The 14,958-nt window shown below is 55.8% G+C and carries 12 protein-coding genes; 8 read left to right on the forward strand and 4 right to left on the reverse strand.

The genetic code is table 11. The features are described from left to right. Window positions 1–13: 13 nt before the first annotated feature. Both J2W17_RS02160 and J2W17_RS02165 read right to left on the reverse strand, forming a co-directional pair. Window positions 14–1,321: an O-antigen ligase family protein gene (locus J2W17_RS02160; RefSeq protein WP_307328475.1), complete on the reverse strand. Its 1,308-nt coding sequence runs from the start codon at window positions 1,319–1,321 to the stop codon at window positions 14–16. Continuing rightward, window positions 1,309–2,739: a lipopolysaccharide biosynthesis protein gene (locus J2W17_RS02165; protein ID WP_307328478.1), complete on the reverse strand. Its 1,431-nt coding sequence runs from the start codon at window positions 2,737–2,739 to the stop codon at window positions 1,309–1,311. Before J2W17_RS02165 ends, J2W17_RS02160 begins: the two co-directional genes overlap by 13 nt. A 689-nt stretch (window positions 2,740–3,428) precedes the next feature. Between J2W17_RS02165 and J2W17_RS02170 the strand changes: the two genes are divergently transcribed. The 6 genes from J2W17_RS02170 to J2W17_RS02195 all read left to right on the forward strand — a co-directional run bounded on the left by J2W17_RS02170 (window position 3,429) and on the right by J2W17_RS02195 (window position 10,231). Next, complete coding sequence (locus J2W17_RS02170; RefSeq protein WP_307328481.1) at window positions 3,429–4,025, forward strand: sugar transferase; 597 nt, start codon at window positions 3,429–3,431, stop codon at window positions 4,023–4,025. Next, window positions 4,022–4,648: an acetyltransferase gene (locus tag J2W17_RS02175; protein WP_307328484.1), complete on the forward strand. Its 627-nt coding sequence runs from the start codon at window positions 4,022–4,024 to the stop codon at window positions 4,646–4,648. The genes J2W17_RS02170 and J2W17_RS02175 overlap by 4 nt, the downstream gene beginning before the upstream one ends. A 93-nt stretch (window positions 4,649–4,741) precedes the next feature. Beyond that, on the forward strand, window positions 4,742–5,920 hold the full coding sequence (locus tag J2W17_RS02180) for a DegT/DnrJ/EryC1/StrS family aminotransferase (protein ID WP_307328487.1): 1,179 nt from the start codon (window positions 4,742–4,744) through the stop codon (window positions 5,918–5,920). Between the two features lie 215 nt (window positions 5,921–6,135). Beyond that, window positions 6,136–8,130: a polysaccharide biosynthesis protein gene (locus J2W17_RS02185; RefSeq protein WP_307328489.1), complete on the forward strand. Its 1,995-nt coding sequence runs from the start codon at window positions 6,136–6,138 to the stop codon at window positions 8,128–8,130. Between the two features lie 113 nt (window positions 8,131–8,243). Then, window positions 8,244–8,579, forward strand: a complete 336-nt coding sequence (locus J2W17_RS02190; protein WP_307328492.1) for a ComEA family DNA-binding protein — start codon at window positions 8,244–8,246, stop codon at window positions 8,577–8,579. Between the two features lie 191 nt (window positions 8,580–8,770). Beyond that, entirely contained in the window at window positions 8,771–10,231 is a 1,461-nt protein-coding gene (locus J2W17_RS02195; protein ID WP_307328494.1) for an O-antigen ligase family protein, read from the forward strand. 79 nt (window positions 10,232–10,310) lie between these two features. Here J2W17_RS02195 and wzy read toward each other — a convergent pair whose 3' ends face one another. After that, a complete protein-coding gene (gene wzy / locus J2W17_RS02200; RefSeq protein ID WP_307328497.1) occupies window positions 10,311–11,753 on the reverse strand; it encodes an O-antigen polysaccharide polymerase Wzy in 1,443 nt (480 codons plus the stop codon). A gap of 358 nt (window positions 11,754–12,111) precedes the next feature. Here wzy and J2W17_RS02205 point away from each other — a divergent pair, with 358 nt between their 5' ends. Both J2W17_RS02205 and fabF read left to right on the forward strand, forming a co-directional pair. Further along, window positions 12,112–12,906 (forward strand): SDR family NAD(P)-dependent oxidoreductase, encoded by a 795-nt coding sequence (locus tag J2W17_RS02205; RefSeq protein ID WP_307328499.1) that lies wholly within the window; start codon window positions 12,112–12,114, stop codon window positions 12,904–12,906. Between the two features lie 32 nt (window positions 12,907–12,938). Next, on the forward strand, window positions 12,939–14,213 hold the full coding sequence (gene fabF, locus J2W17_RS02210; protein ID WP_307328502.1) for a beta-ketoacyl-ACP synthase II: 1,275 nt from the start codon (window positions 12,939–12,941) through the stop codon (window positions 14,211–14,213). Here fabF and J2W17_RS02215 read toward each other — a convergent pair. Next, window positions 14,210–14,767 carry a TetR/AcrR family transcriptional regulator gene (locus tag J2W17_RS02215; protein WP_307328505.1) on the reverse strand — a complete coding sequence of 186 codons (558 nt, stop codon included), beginning with the start codon at window positions 14,765–14,767 and terminating at the stop codon, window positions 14,210–14,212. The genes fabF and J2W17_RS02215 overlap by 4 nt on opposite strands. Window positions 14,768–14,958: the final 191 nt, after the last annotated feature.

The following is a 14,958-nucleotide window of genomic DNA, read 5'->3' on the forward strand; positions in this document are numbered from 1 at the left end:
AATCTCATTGTAATCAGATGGATTGAGGCTTCTCGCGCAACGCGGTGAAGCTGCCATTTTTGACCGCTAGCGCGCAGATGATCATATAAAGACTGAACACTGGCTGCCGAAGCATGAAATGAGCTCCGGAGAAAAGCATCAGCACGATCAGTACGGCCAGCGAATACGGATCTCGGGCCTGATACGCCTTGAAGAGAAGCCACAGGTACAAAGCGGCAAACAGTAGCACGCCTGCGATTCCGACTTGAGTCAGCATGTCGAAGCCGAGGTTATGGGCCTCTTCCTTCTTGGCTGGATCTTCCAGGTAGGAGAACGCGCCCGGCCCATGTCCGATAATGGGCGATTGCAGCCAAGCGTCATAGGCATGGATCCACAGGGTCTTGCGCACACCGCCCTTGTTCTCGTCGAAGCCGACACCGATGATGGAGTCCGACTTGCCAGGCGCAAACGCTTTTTTCGGTTGTTCAGGAGCGGCTTCGCCAAACATCGAGGAAACGGTGCTGACGATAGCTGTTTCGATCTTGAGGAGCTGTTCCCGACCCGGCCCATCGATCATGACTTTGAATGTGCTGAATGCAAGGACGAATGCAACCAGCATTGTTGCGAACATTTTCCAGTTGATCCGTTTCACCCAGAGAGACGCCACGATCGTCAGCAGTGGCAATCCGATGCACCAGGCGAGCAGCAGTGCATCGCTGCGGACGCAGATGCCAAGGAAGAAAAACGCCCACAGAAGCAGGAAGTTGCGTAGCCAGCGGGCGCCTTGCCAGTTCGATTCCCGGTAAACCGCCATCAGCCAAATAGGTATCGGCAGCAGCAGCAGCGCAAGCTGGTTGGGGTTGGTGGACCAGGCCGACAGCCGCGAAGGGTAATCCGTATTGATTCTGAACAATTGCGCCAGCTCGTTGGAGTCCGTCAGGAAACAGAGGAACGGGATGGCCAGCAATACGACCGGGATCACGCCCAGAGCCTTGATGAAACTGGAGAATTCCTGCTTTGACGTCTGCTCGATGCAGGCCAGCGCCATGAGTGAGAAACACCCCGTATATATATAGGCTGCAGCCGTGTGAGTCGCGCTGGCTCCTTCGACGGGGCTGAGCAGTGCCGCTACTGCCGCGATCGCAATGAAGCCTATCCAGAAGAGCATGATGGGGTGGGTCAGGTAGCGCAGGGCGCCTCTGTAACGCAAGGCCCAGAGGAATAGCAGCATCACGGCAAGTTCGCCGATGCCGATTGGCAGATTGCCGAACCGCAGCACTGTTGCCACGGACGCAAAAACGATCAGCGCGGCACCGATCGATAAAAAGTTTACCTTGCCCATTTGTTTTGCCTTAGGTCTCGCAGGCGCTTCGCCAGAAAAGCGATGCCACTCATGAAAACGGCAAGCAGGAGCAGTGAAACAACTGCACCCTGGATGCCGTGGATTGACGTTGTCGTGAATACCCCGATACCCACTCCGAGCCAGGGCATTAGCCCCATTGCTGATTTATGAAGTGGGGAGGACAAGAGTATACCGTTACGGATGTCGACAATTACGACGGCCAGCAATTGAGAAGTGAACCAGGCCCAGCCGATTTCCCTGGTTTCATGGGCATGGAAGGCGAACAGTGTGGCGGCACCGGCTCCCAGTGAGAACAGGTTGATCAACAGTGCCGCGCCTGCATCTTTCTGTGCCTGCAGAAACTCATACCCGAGGCGGACATGTCCGGACATACAGATTCCGGCCAGCAATCCCGCAGCGAACGGAGCCGCCTCTTGTAGCGGTGGGAACCATTGAGCCAGAAAAGGGTAGAGGGCCAGACCCGTGAGCGTGAGTGCACCGTAAATCAAGGCGCTTCCCAGGTTCAGGTAGGACAGCATGTCCTTGAGCCACGCTTTTTTATGAGAATCGGCGAGCCACTGGCAAATCTTTGGATAGACCAGGACCGGATAGAGGGTCGCAACGAACCAGATCTTGTTCAATACGTCATAGACGGATCTGTACTTACCCAGTGTTTCGGCGCCATAGGCATGGCTGACATAGATGGATATGAATTCGGTCGCGAGCACCTGCAGGAGAGCGACGCCGATAATCGGCGCCGCCTGTCGATAGAGGGCTGTTACCAAGGACCAGGCGACCGGGTTGCGGGATTCGGCTGCCTGCTTGCGCCAGAAGAGCCACAGAATCAGATAGTCAGGGATCTTTCTGAGAACAATGGCGGCCAGCACCCACTCGATCTGCTGCGTAGCAGCGGCGACTATCGCCACTGAAAGGAACCGGCTCAGCTGGATGCACAGTTGATACTGGGCGTAGGCAAAGTGTCGACCCCGCAGCACATTGAGCATCTGGAAATACTGGCCAGGCAAAGCCAGCACGTACTCGACCACCGCCGCGGCACCGATCCAGTAGGCCAGGTCCAGTTGATCGGTACGTAGCGGGAACAGGGCCGAGACGCCCTTGGCAACCATCGGGGTGGCCAGCAGCAGCAGCACACCTGCAATGATGTAAGCCGCTCGAGTGGAGCTGACGAGCTGGGCGCGTTGCGCTTCCTTCACTGAGTAAATGTTGCTGACTGCCGACTTGGATAAAGCCGAATCGAGGAACAGCAGTGTGCTCGAGAGAATGATATAGACCGAATAGAAGCCGTAGCCCTGAAAGCCGATGTAGTAAACAAGGATCGGAATAATCAGGATGTTCAGCAGGAAATTCAGACCGTTGGCCGAATACAGCGCAAGGGATTTCTTCAGCCAGCTATTCAATTCCATCTCCCTATGCCGAATACGTGATGTTCTCGACGTTCCGGTTACCATCCGGGAATGGTCTGGATCGCAAAGTCTGTTGGGGTTTATGGGGCATCGGAAGCATTTTCCTGGCAGGCCCTCCATCCATGTACGTGCTGGCTAAACGCTTCGCAGGACTCGATTGCATCGAGAGATGCAAGCGCGATTGCGAGCAGTAAGGCGCCATGGAATGGGAGGTGGGGAATGATACTGGATAGAGCGGCTCTGGCAAGTGGCACGCGCTGATGACGCGCTTGCAGGCCGCGTGCGCTGTGTGCGCCCGGGTTTGGAATAGGCTGATACGTATCGCCGTATGCGACCATTCATCGTCTGGCGATCTGCGTCAAAGTCAGAGGCAGGGCGCCAGACATTCGCGCGCCCGGGGCGGGTTGGCTCTGCTCCTGTAGGTTGGGCAAAGGCGATGCTTTACTTTCTGGAACAATATGAATAACGGCAGCGTTATTCATTGCTTGACGAGCGAAGTCATGGTCGTCAAAATTTTTCGTTTTTGGTGCCTGTATTTCCGATCATCCGTCTTGAGCGATGGTGCAGGGGCCGGGTTGCAAAACCAGCAATTGGTTTGAGTCGCTTCCTGCCGGCTGTGCTCAGGTTGAGCGTTATCGGATCGTTTTTTAGTGCACGCATCCAATCAAACGTCGGGTCAACTAATGTTCAAACGCTTTATCGATATCAGCGCTTCATTGTGCGCCCTTGTACTCCTCGCTCCCGTGATGGCCATTGTCGCCTGGAATATCCGCAAAAAACTCGGTTCACCGGTGCTCTTCCGGCAGGTGCGTCCCGGACGTGACGGCAAACCCTTCGAGATGATCAAGTTTCGTACAATGCGTGATGCCGTCGACAGCGATGGCCATCCGCTTGCGGATGCCGAACGCATGACACCTTTCGGCGGCTTCCTGCGTTCCAGTAGCCTGGATGAATTGCCTGAGCTGTGGAATGTTCTCAAAGGTGACATGAGCCTGGTCGGACCACGGCCGCTGCTGATGGAATACCTGCCGCTTTACAGTCAGGAGCAGAACCGGCGCCATGAGGTCCGTCCAGGTGTGACCGGATGGGCACAGGTCAACGGTCGCAATGCGTTGAGCTGGGACGAAAAATTCAAGCTGGATGTCTGGTATGTGGATAACCGGACCTTCCTCCTCGACCTTAAGATCCTGTTCATGACGGTAAAGAAGGTGGTTGTCAAAGAAGGGATCAGTGCGGACGACAACGTCACCATGTCCAAATTTACCGGTAACAAGCGATGAAAAGGCTGGCAGTGCTGGGTGCCAGCGGGCATGGCAAGGTCGTGGCGGATACCGCGCAATGCTGCGGTTGGGACCAGGTGGACTTTTACGATGATGCATGGCCCGGCCTCACGGGTAATGGCAGTTGGCCTGTGGTGGGTGATTCGGCGGCAATGTACACCCGTCTCCAGGACTATCAGGGGGTAACCGTTGCGATTGGCAATAACGAAGTACGACATGCGAAGCTGACGTCCCTGATTGCCGCGGCGGCGCCTGTCGTGTCATTGATTCATCCAATGACATTCGTCAGCCAATACGCATCCATAGGCCCCGGCTCCGTCGTTTTTGCCGGAGCGGTAGTCAATGCCGACGCAAAAATCGGTTTCGGCGCGATCCTCAATACCGGTTGCAGCGTCGACCATGATTGTGTGTTGGCGGATGCTGTCCACATAAGTCCTGGTGCCAGGCTGGCTGGCGCTGTCAGCGTAGGTGAGCGGAGCTGGATCGGGATAGGTGCCAGTGTCAGGCAATCGATCAGGATCGGGAGCGACGTTGTTGCGGGTGCCGGCGCGTCAGTGGTCAGTGATGTGTCGGATGGCTCAGTGGTGGTCGGTGTGCCTGCCAAAGTCATTGCAACGACTTGAGCCGAGATCGACTATGCTGCAAGGCATGGCTTGAATTGGTTGTAAACGAGTGATTTTTCTGAATTTTCATCTTGCAATTAATGGGTATGGACTGTGCTGAACTCTCCTTTTTCTCCCTGGCCTTCTTTTTCTGAAGAAGAAGCCAACGCAGTACGTGACGTCATTCTTTCCAACAAAGTCAATTACTGGACCGGGCAGGAATGCCGTGAGTTCGAGAAAGAGTTCGCCGCCTGGAGCGGCACTCAATACGCCGTTGCGCTGACCAACGGGACTGTCGCCCTGGATCTCGCGTTCAAGGCCTTGGGAATTGGCCCAGGGGACGAGGTTGTCGTCACTTCCCGAACGTTTCTTGCGTCGGTATCCAGCATCGTAAACGCCGGTGCCACGCCCGTTTTTGCCGATGTGGATGCTGATTCGCAGAACATCACCGCTCAGTCCATCGCTTCCGTACTGACTTCGTGCACCCGGGCAATTGTCTGTGTCCATCTGGCAGGATGGCCTTGCGACATGGACCCGATCATGGCCTTGGCCGAGAAGCACGGTCTCAAGGTCGTCGAAGACTGTGCCCAGGCCCATGGCGCCAAGTACAAAGGGCGTCCGGTGGGTTCTATCGGTCATGTCGGTGCCTGGTCGTTTTGCCAGGACAAGATCATGACGACCGGCGGTGAAGGCGGGATGGTCACCACCAATGATCACGACTTGTGGTCGGACATGTGGTCCTACAAGGATCATGGCAAGAGCTGGGAAGCCGTATACGAACGACAGCACGCCCCCGGTTTTCGCTGGGTGCACGAAAGTTTCGGTACCAATTGGCGCATGCTGGAAGCGCAAGGCGTGCTGGGCCGTATTCAACTGCGACGTATGGATCAATGGCAACAGGCGCGTCTGGCCAACGCTCGTAAAATCTGGGCTGCCGCCGAACAATTGCCCGGTCTGCGGGTGCCTGCCATCCCGGAAGACTGCTTGCATGCGGCTTACAAGTGCTACGTGTTCGTCGAGCCTGCGGCATTGAAAGCCGATTGGACCCGTGACCGGATACTCAATGAGATTGCGGCGCGCGGCGTGCCTTGCTTTTCAGGTTCGTGCTCTGAAGTTTATCTGGAGAAGGCATTCGACGATACGCCATGGCGTCCGAAGGAGCGCTTGCCAGTTGCCCTGCAATTGGGCGAAACAAGCCTGATGTTCATGGTGCATCCAACTCTGACTGCTGCGGAAATCGACAAGACCTGTCAGGTTTTGCGCGACGTCATGCAAGAAGCGCAAGGCGTTTGAACTTTTAATCACGCGATCGGTTCTACCGGGTTCGTCAGGCGTTGCAGGCATTGATAGAACATCAGCGTGTAAAGAGCAGAGTCGTCTTGGATGGGGCTGACGGCAGACGTCATTTAAATAGAGGCCGGACCCTGTGGTGTGCCCTTTGACTTTTGGATCAACGATTGTCAGGCCGCCATACGGTTTTAGAACGGTCCAGGTTTTACGAGGGATTTATGGATAAGGCACGAGCATTCTTGCTAGGGCTATCGCGTAGGAAAAAGCGGCTGATTCAGGTCATCTGCGACGTTCTGCTGGTCTGGCTGGCATTATGGATGGCATTTGTCGTGCGCCTTGGCATCGATGAGCTGATCAACCCTCTGGAAGGGCATCGCTGGCTTTTCATCAGTGCTCCGATTGTGGCAATCCCCCTGTTTATCCGTTTTGGATTGTATCGGGCCGTCATGCGCTATTTCGGCAACGATGCACTGATCGCCATCATCAAGGCTGTCAGTCTTTCTGCCCTGTTGCTCGCGGTCATCGTCTATGGGTACAGCAACCATCAGCCGGTGGTCCCTCGGTCGATCATTTTCAACTATTGGTGGCTGAGCCTGGTCATGATCGGTGGCCTGCGTCTGGCGATGCGCCAGTACTTTCTGGGCGACTGGTTTGCCGCTACTCAGCATGTACCCTTCACCAGTCGCGACGACGGCTTGCCCAAAGTGGCCATCTACGGGGCGGGGTCTGCCGGCAACCAGCTAGTGGTGGCATTGCGGATGGGGCGGCTGATGCGCCCGGTGGCGTTCATCGATGACGATCGCAGCCTCGCCGGCAGGGTTATCGCCGGACTGCAGGTCTACACGCCAAAACATATCCAGCAGTTGATTGATTCGACGGGGGCGCAGGAAATCCTGCTGGCAGTTCCTTCGGCAACCCGGGCCCGACGTAGAGAAATACTTAACTTTCTCGAAGTTTTTCCGCTGCACGTGCGCACCGTTCCCGGTTTCATGGACCTGGCCAGTGGACGGGTCAAGGTCGACGATATTCAGGAAGTGGATATTGCCGACTTGCTGGGCCGCGATACGGTACCGGCGCAAGAAGACCTGTTTTCCCGCTGCATCGAAGGGCAAAGTGTTCTGGTGACGGGGGCGGGTGGTTCCATCGGATCAGAGCTTTGTCGCCAGATTTTGGGGGCACATCCGAAAACCTTGCTGCTATTCGAGCACAGTGAGTTCAATCTCTACAGCATCCTGTCCGAACTGGAACAGCGCATCAACCGCGAATCGCTGTCGGTCAAGCTGCTGCCGATATTGGGATCGGTACGCCATGAGGCGAAGCTGCTGGACATCATGAAAACCTGGCATGTCGATACGGTCTACCATGCTGCGGCCTATAAGCATGTCCCAATGGTCGAGCACAACATCGCCGAAGGCGTTCTCAACAACGTCATCGGCACACTCAACACCGCACAGGCGGCGTTGCAGGCCGGGGTCTCCAATTTTGTGCTGATTTCCACCGACAAGGCCGTTCGCCCGACCAATGTCATGGGCAGTACCAAGCGCCTGGCCGAGATGACATTGCAAGCGCTCAGTCGCGAAGCCGCGCCGGTTCTTTTTGGTGATGTCAGCAATGTGTCCCAGGTCAACAAGACTCGCTTTACCATGGTGCGATTCGGCAATGTATTGGGTTCGTCAGGCTCGGTCATTCCACTGTTTCATAAACAGATCAAGTCCGGCGGGCCGCTGACGGTCACTCATCCGAAGATCACCCGATACTTCATGACCATTCCCGAAGCCGCGCAGCTGGTCATCCAGGCAGGCTCGATGGGGCAGGGCGGAGACGTTTTCGTGCTGGATATGGGTGAGCCGGTGAAAATAGTCGAGCTGGCTGAGAAAATGATTCACCTTTCCGGCTTGAGCATTCGTTCTGAGCGCAATCCAAACGGCGATATCGCCATCGAGTTCAGTGGTTTGCGGCCGGGTGAGAAATTGTACGAAGAGTTGCTGATCGGCGATGGCGTCGTGGCGACGTCTCATCCAATGATCATGAGCGCCAATGAGGACCATCTGCCGTGGGATGTGCTTAAAGCCAGGTTGAACGAACTCTTGTCTGCTGTCGAACAGGACGACTACGCGCGCGTGCGTCAGCTGTTGCGAGACTCCGTCAGCGGCTATGCGCCCGACGGTGAAATCGTCGACTGGATCTATCAGCAACGCCGCCTCGAACCCTGATTGTTTCACATGCTGTAACGGACCGGTTTTTGACAGGCCTCAGACATCACCTAAGTTTAGAGAGCAGCTTCGGGAAAGCTGCTTTCTTAAATTGATGTCATGGAGCGTCATATATGCGTACTGGCTATTTCTACTCTCTGGTTTTTGCCCTTCTGAGCAGCTTCTCTATGGGAGTTACTGCGGCCCCGGCGGGCAAGACCGAAGCTGTCAATACACCGGTGGTAACGGAGACTGCCCCCAAGACTCAGGCCGGCAAGGTCGATCTCAATAAAGCCGATGCGCTGACATTACAGCAGGAGTTAATAGGTGTGGGCGAGGCCAAGGCTCAGGCGATTGTTGCATATCGTGATAGTAATGGGCCTTTTTCTTCTGCGGACGAACTGCTGGAGGTAAAAGGTATCGGTAAGGCTATTCTCGATAAGAACCGTGACAGGCTCGAGGTGAATTAAGCCGTTGCATTAATGCCAGAGGCCGGTCATTGACCGGCCTTTTGCATTGGCCGACGAGGCGCCGCGCACGCTTGCTCGTGAAATGAGTTTCCACATCTGAGCTTATGGCATACTCCCTGCCGATGTTGCTGGTGCCTTCAGTTTCACCTGGTCACCAGCCTTGGTCGTTGATCAGAGAGTGTTGTACGCCAATGCATAAGAATAGTGTTGTTCCTGTAATAGCGGCGTTGGTCGCCTTCCTGTCGGTTTCGACCATGCTGCGGTTTCCGGGTATACCTGTGGGTGTGGGGGAAATCATCGTTTTCCTGGCAGCGTTTGTGTTTATGCGTCGAAGTAATTTCCTGCAGAATCTGAAACATCCATTGATGTTGTTCTGGATCGCGTTCATCGCCACCGCCATCGTTGGATATTTCGCGGGGTCCGTGCAGGGCGAGGGCACGATACATACCGCAATTGCCTATCTATATGCTGCCGGTTTCACTCTGATCGTTTTGACTTATGTCGGTGATTTAACCAAGGCCGAGTTTCAGCGGTTCATTAGAGCCATGGGCACTATCCCGGTCTTGCTGCTCGCCATTCCGTTATTTATTTTTTTGATCGGCAGTGTCTGGCTCTCGGATTTGCTGGAGATCAATACTACGTTCTACCCGTCACGTGTGGCGGCCTGGTCAACCAACCCTAACCAGCTCGCGTTATTTTTGTTGCCGGTGCCGATCTGGCTGGCAGCGGTATCACAAAACAGCCGTTGGCAAGGGTGGCGGTTCGTCAAAAAGTTCTTTTTTCTCTGGTTCTTTTTCTTTTTAGGATTCTGCGTAAGAAGCGATGCGCTGCTATTGGCATGGTGCATCGGGCTTCCGTTAATGACTGTAATAGCCTGGCGATGGCTGGGGAATATGAACTGGAGGTTTTTTGCGACAATGATCGTCGCCTTTGTGCTCGCATTTGCCTCATTTAAATTCTTCTTTGACGGCGCTGGCCAGCAAGCCTTTGAAAGTGTCCGGGCAGAAATTTCGGAAAAAATGTCGTCGGCCGGGCTGTCCGCACGAGCTGACAAGGATGAACCGTCAGGGGCAGGGCACACTTCAAAATCCTCAAGCTTCCTAACTTCCTTGGGTTTGGCTCCAGCCTTCAATCGGGACCTGTCGAAGGGGCAAGGTGCTGGTAACAAAACGGCTACAGCCCCTCTCGCCTTTGGAAAATCCGATTCAGCACTGGGGATAGGGATGGACCCTAACAAGGCTGGTGTGCGTAAGACCTTGTGGATCCACGCTTTTGAAGTCTGGAAACTGTCCCCGATAGTCGGCCATGGACCCGGCGCATTTTCCTATCTGGATTCGCCTGAAGATAGACAGGAAGCCCATAACCTTCTGTTGGACATGCTTACGCAAGTAGGCGTCGTAGGCGTTATCCTCTTTGCCGCATTGTACCTGTGGCTGATGGTCGGAGCATTCAAGGCGCGCGACCCCTATTCGATAACACTGCTGGTGATATTGATGGTCTTTTCTGGCGCGCACTTCATGCTTCGCCAGCCAATGTTCACCTTGTATATGGTGATTTGTGCCGTCGTCATAAAAAACAGGCTTTTTGGGCAAGTGGCGGGCGATAAGGGTGATAAGGGTGATACCCAGGCGATCCCACCGCCATCTCGGTAGCCAGGGGTGACAGCGGATACCAGACGGCTTCAGGTAAATGCATGGAAGGGCGCCAAGGCCGGGCGCCGTTCCCCCAGTCTTACTTCATCGATACTTCCAGTTTTCGTCCCATGAGGCGGCTGCCGACGCAACAGGCACCCAGTATGGCCGCGTACGCGATGAGGAAGGGAACGACGCTGTAAAGCCCTGTTCGTGGAAGCAACATGATTTTCACGAAGATCATCACATGTGCCCCAAAAACGAGTGGGTTGGTAGAGCTTGCAAGCCTGGCCAACACTGCACCGAAACCGGCTGCAGCAATCAGATACATCCCCGGAATCCATAAGGTGTACGCGTAGAAATCCGAAAACAGCGACCATCCCATGCCGAACCCTTGCCCATAGGCATCACCTGAAAGCACTGTCTTGGAAAGGAATTGCCCGAAGTACAGTTGATCCAGCGGAATGCTGATACCCAGGAACTTGGCAATAATCGGTGTTGCGGGGAAGACACTGTGCAGATAAGCGAGTGAGGGGTAGGTATCAATCTGCATGGATGAATGGATATAAAGAGCCGTCAATCCTTGATTATCGATGAACCAAGGCAGAAAGACCGCGGTGTTTTCTCCGAAGTGAGCCGCGCGAGGACCTATCGCCGCCAGTATTATCAAACCGACGAGAAGAATAGGCAGTCCCACTAATGCAATACGATCAATGGGTCTTATTTGAGTGTGAAACAACCACACGCAGAGTAACGCGAATCCCATGATACCGCCGCGAACTCCCAGTTGCAGATTGGCAGTGTAGTAGATTGCCAACAAACCCAATATGCACCATCCCAGCCATTTGCTACGGGAAGCGAATGCCAGGCCGAGCGCCAGCAAGAGTCCATATTGCGCGGCAGTGCTGCCGCGCGTGGTGAAATCAGACGAGGCGGCTTTGTAGAGTGATATGTAACCTTCGTTGTGAACGCTTCTATAAACCTCGGGGAAACTGATCATGAAAGCCAATGTTGAAACAGCGGCAAGAATGATGGCGGGGATTCGCAGGGTTTTTGTCCACTCCAGATCCATCGATGGCGCGACGGTTTTCGGTGTTTTCCAAAACGAAAACATGTATCCAGCGTGCATCGCATGCAGGCAGGTCACTATGTAGAGCGCCAAGCTAATGCCTTCATTCGCATTCAGGTCGATGGTGACGAAGTCGGGGCGGTGAACGGAGAAGAAGTTGTTTTCCATGCCCAGGATCGAGAGGTCGAACCCAATTGCATGGGCGATGAAGCGCCCCCCGATAAATAATGATATGCAAGCAATGAAAAGCACGTACGTATGTACGATAGTTCGATGAACAAGCGCGCTGGACAGGATCAAGTAGACGAGTGAACCGACCACACTGAGTGTGGACCAGGATTGCGCCTCTTGCATCGTCGGATTGACGGGAGAAATGAACCAGAGCAAGAAGAACACAGGGACCAACACCAGGGAGGTCAAGGCGATATTCCGCGGATTGGATAATCTGTCGAATATGATGCGATTCATGCTCATGCTGTTTTCTTCGCACTCTGAAGGTAGCGGTAGGGTGCCCCGGATATGCGGACTTGAATGCAGGGGGGCGCCGACGCGGCTGGCGATCTCCTGCGGCTGGTCCGCTGCGACTCGCTCGCCGGAAACCGGCGGCATTGTCCCGGACTTGACCTTGTGGTGGATTGCGCAGGACTGCAATCATGGACAACGACATACAGATACGGTTCGATTCGGGCCCGTCGCGATGCGCCATTTCTGTCGGCAGCCTAAAAAATTACGACTATCATATTAGCATCGAATTATGCCTATAATAATTTCGCCGAGGCTTTTTAGCCTCATGCGCTAGCCTTCCTCTCAAGCATCCCCAAGGAGCACGCTCATGAACTCACCCCAGAACCATGGTACTGCCCTCGTTACCGGTGCCTCCTCCGGCATCGGTGCGATCTACGCCGAACGCCTGGCGGCGCGTGGTTTCGATTTGTTGCTGGTCGCCCGGGATCAGGAGCGGCTGGAAGTGGCGGCGAGCATGTTGCGTGACAAGCACGGTGTTCAGGTTGAGGTGCTCAGGGCTGATCTGACGCAAAAGGATGATGTGCTCAAGCTTGAGCAGCGCCTGCGTAGCGATTCCAGTATCAGCCTGCTGCTGAACAACGCGGGTGTCGCAGCCGATGGTTTGCTGGCGAATGCCGACATGGATCAGCTGGAGCGTTTGATCCAGCTGAACGTGACGGCGGTGACGCGACTGGCCTCGGCGGCTGCGGCTGGTTTTGCCAAGGCGGGCCGGGGGACGATCATCAATATTGCGTCGGTGGTGGCTTTGTTTCCCGAGCGCTTCAATGCAACTTACAGCGCCAGCAAGGCTTATGTGTTAAGTCTGACCCAGTCGTTGAACGCCGAGCTGGATGGCACCGGGGTCAAGGTTCAAGCGGTGTTGCCTGGTGTTACGCGCACCGAGATATGGGAGCGCTCCGGTATCGATGCTACCCAGATCCCCGAGGATATGGTGATGGAAGCGGGGGAGATGGTGGACGCGGCGTTGTCGGGGCTGGATCAGGGTGAGTTGGTCACCATCCCTTCGTTACCGGATGCCGCCGACTGGGATGCGTTTGTTGCAGCGCGTCACGTGATGGCGCCGAATCTTTCCAAAAGCAAGGCCGCCTCGCGTTACAAGTGAGGCGCCATCCATTGGCTTGAGGTAATAGCGGTATGAATGAACGTCGAGTGGTTGTGACAGGCATGGGCCTGGTGTCGCCGTTGGGCAGTGGTGTCGAGGCCGTCTGGCAGCGTTTGTTGGCGGGGCGTTCCGGGGTGCGAAATTTGCCCGACGAGGTGGTTGCCGATCTGGCGACCAGGGTCGGTGGTGCGGTGCCGACCCTGGCTGAGGATGCGGAGGCGGGGTTTGACCCGGACCGGGCCACGTCGCCCAAAGAGCAGAAGAAAATGGACCGCTTCATTCTGTTCGCCATGGAGGCGGCTCGTCAGGCGATCGAGCAAGCGGGTTGGCAGGCGCTGGATGCCAATGCCCAGGAACGTACGGCGACCATTATCGGTTCCGGCGTGGGCGGTTTCGGCGCGATTGCCGATGCGGTGCGCACCACTGATAGCCGTGGTCCGCGGCGATTGTCGCCGTTCACCATTCCGTCGTTTCTGGTTAACCTCGCGGCCGGTCATGTGTCGATTCAGCACGGTTTCAAGGGGCCGTTGGGTGCTCCGGTGACGGCATGCGCGGCCGGCGTCCAGGCGATTGGCGATGCGGCGCGGCTGATTCGTTGCGGTGAGGCGGACATTGCTGTGTGTGGCGGTGCGGAAGCGGCGATCGATCGCGTCAGTCTGGCCGGATTTGCCGCGGCTCGTGCCTTGTCCAGTGCTTACAACGACACTCCGGAGCGTGCTTCGCGGCCGTTCGACAGCGGTCGCGATGGCTTTGTCATGGGCGAGGGCTCCGGTCTTCTGGTGATCGAATCCCTGGAGCATGCCCTTGCTCGCGGCGCACAACCGTTGGCCGAGTTGGTCGGTTATGGCACCAGCGCCGACGCCTATCACCTGACCGCGGGCCCCGAGGATGGCAGCGGTGCACAGCGAGCCATGTCGCTGGCGTTGGCTCAAGCGGGTATTTCACCTGCGCAGGTACAGCATCTCAACGCCCACGCCACCTCGACGCCGATTGGCGACCTCGGCGAACTGGCCGCCATCAAGGCCGTGTTCGGCACGGATAACAGCATTGCGGTGACTTCGACCAAATCTGCCACCGGGCATTTGCTCGGTGCTGCGGGCGGAATCGAGGCGATCTTCACGTTGTTGGCGATTCGCGGTCAGGTCGTGCCGGCGACCCTCAATTTCGATAATCCGGACCCTGCCAGCCAGGGCGTGGACATCGTCCATGGTCAGGCACGGCCGATGGCTATCGAATACGCGTTGTCCAATGGTTTCGGTTTTGGCGGGGTCAATGCCAGCGTGCTGTTCAAGCGCTGGCAGGATTAATCCCGGGTTCGTTTGAGATAGGCACGGGTGATGTCGAGTATCCGCTGGGCGAATTGCGGATTTTCGACACTGCGCGACAGCAGCAGCGCCCCGACCAGGGTCGACATGATGACGATGGCCCGGTCGGCGGCGTCCTCGCTTTCGAGGACGGCTTGCACCTGGTCGAGCCGTGCATTGAGCACCGCGTCAGAGGTCGGGCTTGGCTGCCCGCGCAGACCGAGTTCCGACGACATGGTCGGCAGCGGACAACCTTTATCCGGTGAAGTCTGGTGCCACTCGGACAAATAGGTATCAATGAACGTTTCCAGCGGTTGATCCTGGGCAAACAGTTCGGCGTAGATAACGTCTACCTGATGACCTGCCGCTTGCAGCGCTTTTTCTACCAGTTCGTCCTTGGACTTGAAATGCGAGTAGAAGCCGCCGTGAGTCAGCCCCAACGCTTTCATCAACGGCTGCAGGCCGGTCGCGCCGATGCCATCGCGACGAAACCGCGCGGATGCTTCCTTGATGATACGTTGGTGGGTCTGAGCTTTATGGTCCTGCGAATAACGCATTTCGAATCTCCGCAACAATGTCCCCATCTTAACCAATGAAAATTGGATGGTGACTGTACTTTTATTGCTAAAAAGCATGCAGATGCGTCCAACTTGGTCTTTGCTGTATCGATTTAGCTGGCACGAAAATTGACTATTCGTTTACCTGCGATTGGATTTCCGACGCCCCTGGCGGGTGCGAGATCGACAGA

Source organism: Pseudomonas lini (assembly GCF_030812475.1).
Taxonomy (GTDB): domain Bacteria; phylum Pseudomonadota; class Gammaproteobacteria; order Pseudomonadales; family Pseudomonadaceae; genus Aquipseudomonas; species Aquipseudomonas lini_A.

Bases quoted from the DNA above. Each gene is read 5' to 3' on its own strand.
- J2W17_RS02160 (WP_307328475.1), bottom strand. From the start codon at position 1,321: ATGGGCAAGGTAAACTTTTTATCGATCGGTGCCGCGCTGATCGTTTTT.
- J2W17_RS02170 (WP_307328481.1), top strand. From the start codon at position 3,429: ATGTTCAAACGCTTTATCGATATCAGCGCTTCATTGTGCGCCCTTGTA.
- J2W17_RS02175 (WP_307328484.1), top strand. From the start codon at position 4,022: ATGAAAAGGCTGGCAGTGCTGGGTGCCAGCGGGCATGGCAAGGTCGTG.
- J2W17_RS02185 (WP_307328489.1), top strand. From the start codon at position 6,136: ATGGATAAGGCACGAGCATTCTTGCTAGGGCTATCGCGTAGGAAAAAG.
- J2W17_RS02190 (WP_307328492.1), top strand. From the start codon at position 8,244: ATGCGTACTGGCTATTTCTACTCTCTGGTTTTTGCCCTTCTGAGCAGC.
- J2W17_RS02195 (WP_307328494.1), top strand. From the start codon at position 8,771: ATGCATAAGAATAGTGTTGTTCCTGTAATAGCGGCGTTGGTCGCCTTC.
- wzy (WP_307328497.1), bottom strand. From the start codon at position 11,753: ATGAGCATGAATCGCATCATATTCGACAGATTATCCAATCCGCGGAAT.
- J2W17_RS02205 (WP_307328499.1), top strand. From the start codon at position 12,112: ATGAACTCACCCCAGAACCATGGTACTGCCCTCGTTACCGGTGCCTCC.
- fabF (WP_307328502.1), top strand. From the start codon at position 12,939: ATGAATGAACGTCGAGTGGTTGTGACAGGCATGGGCCTGGTGTCGCCG.
- J2W17_RS02215 (WP_307328505.1), bottom strand. From the start codon at position 14,767: ATGCGTTATTCGCAGGACCATAAAGCTCAGACCCACCAACGTATCATC.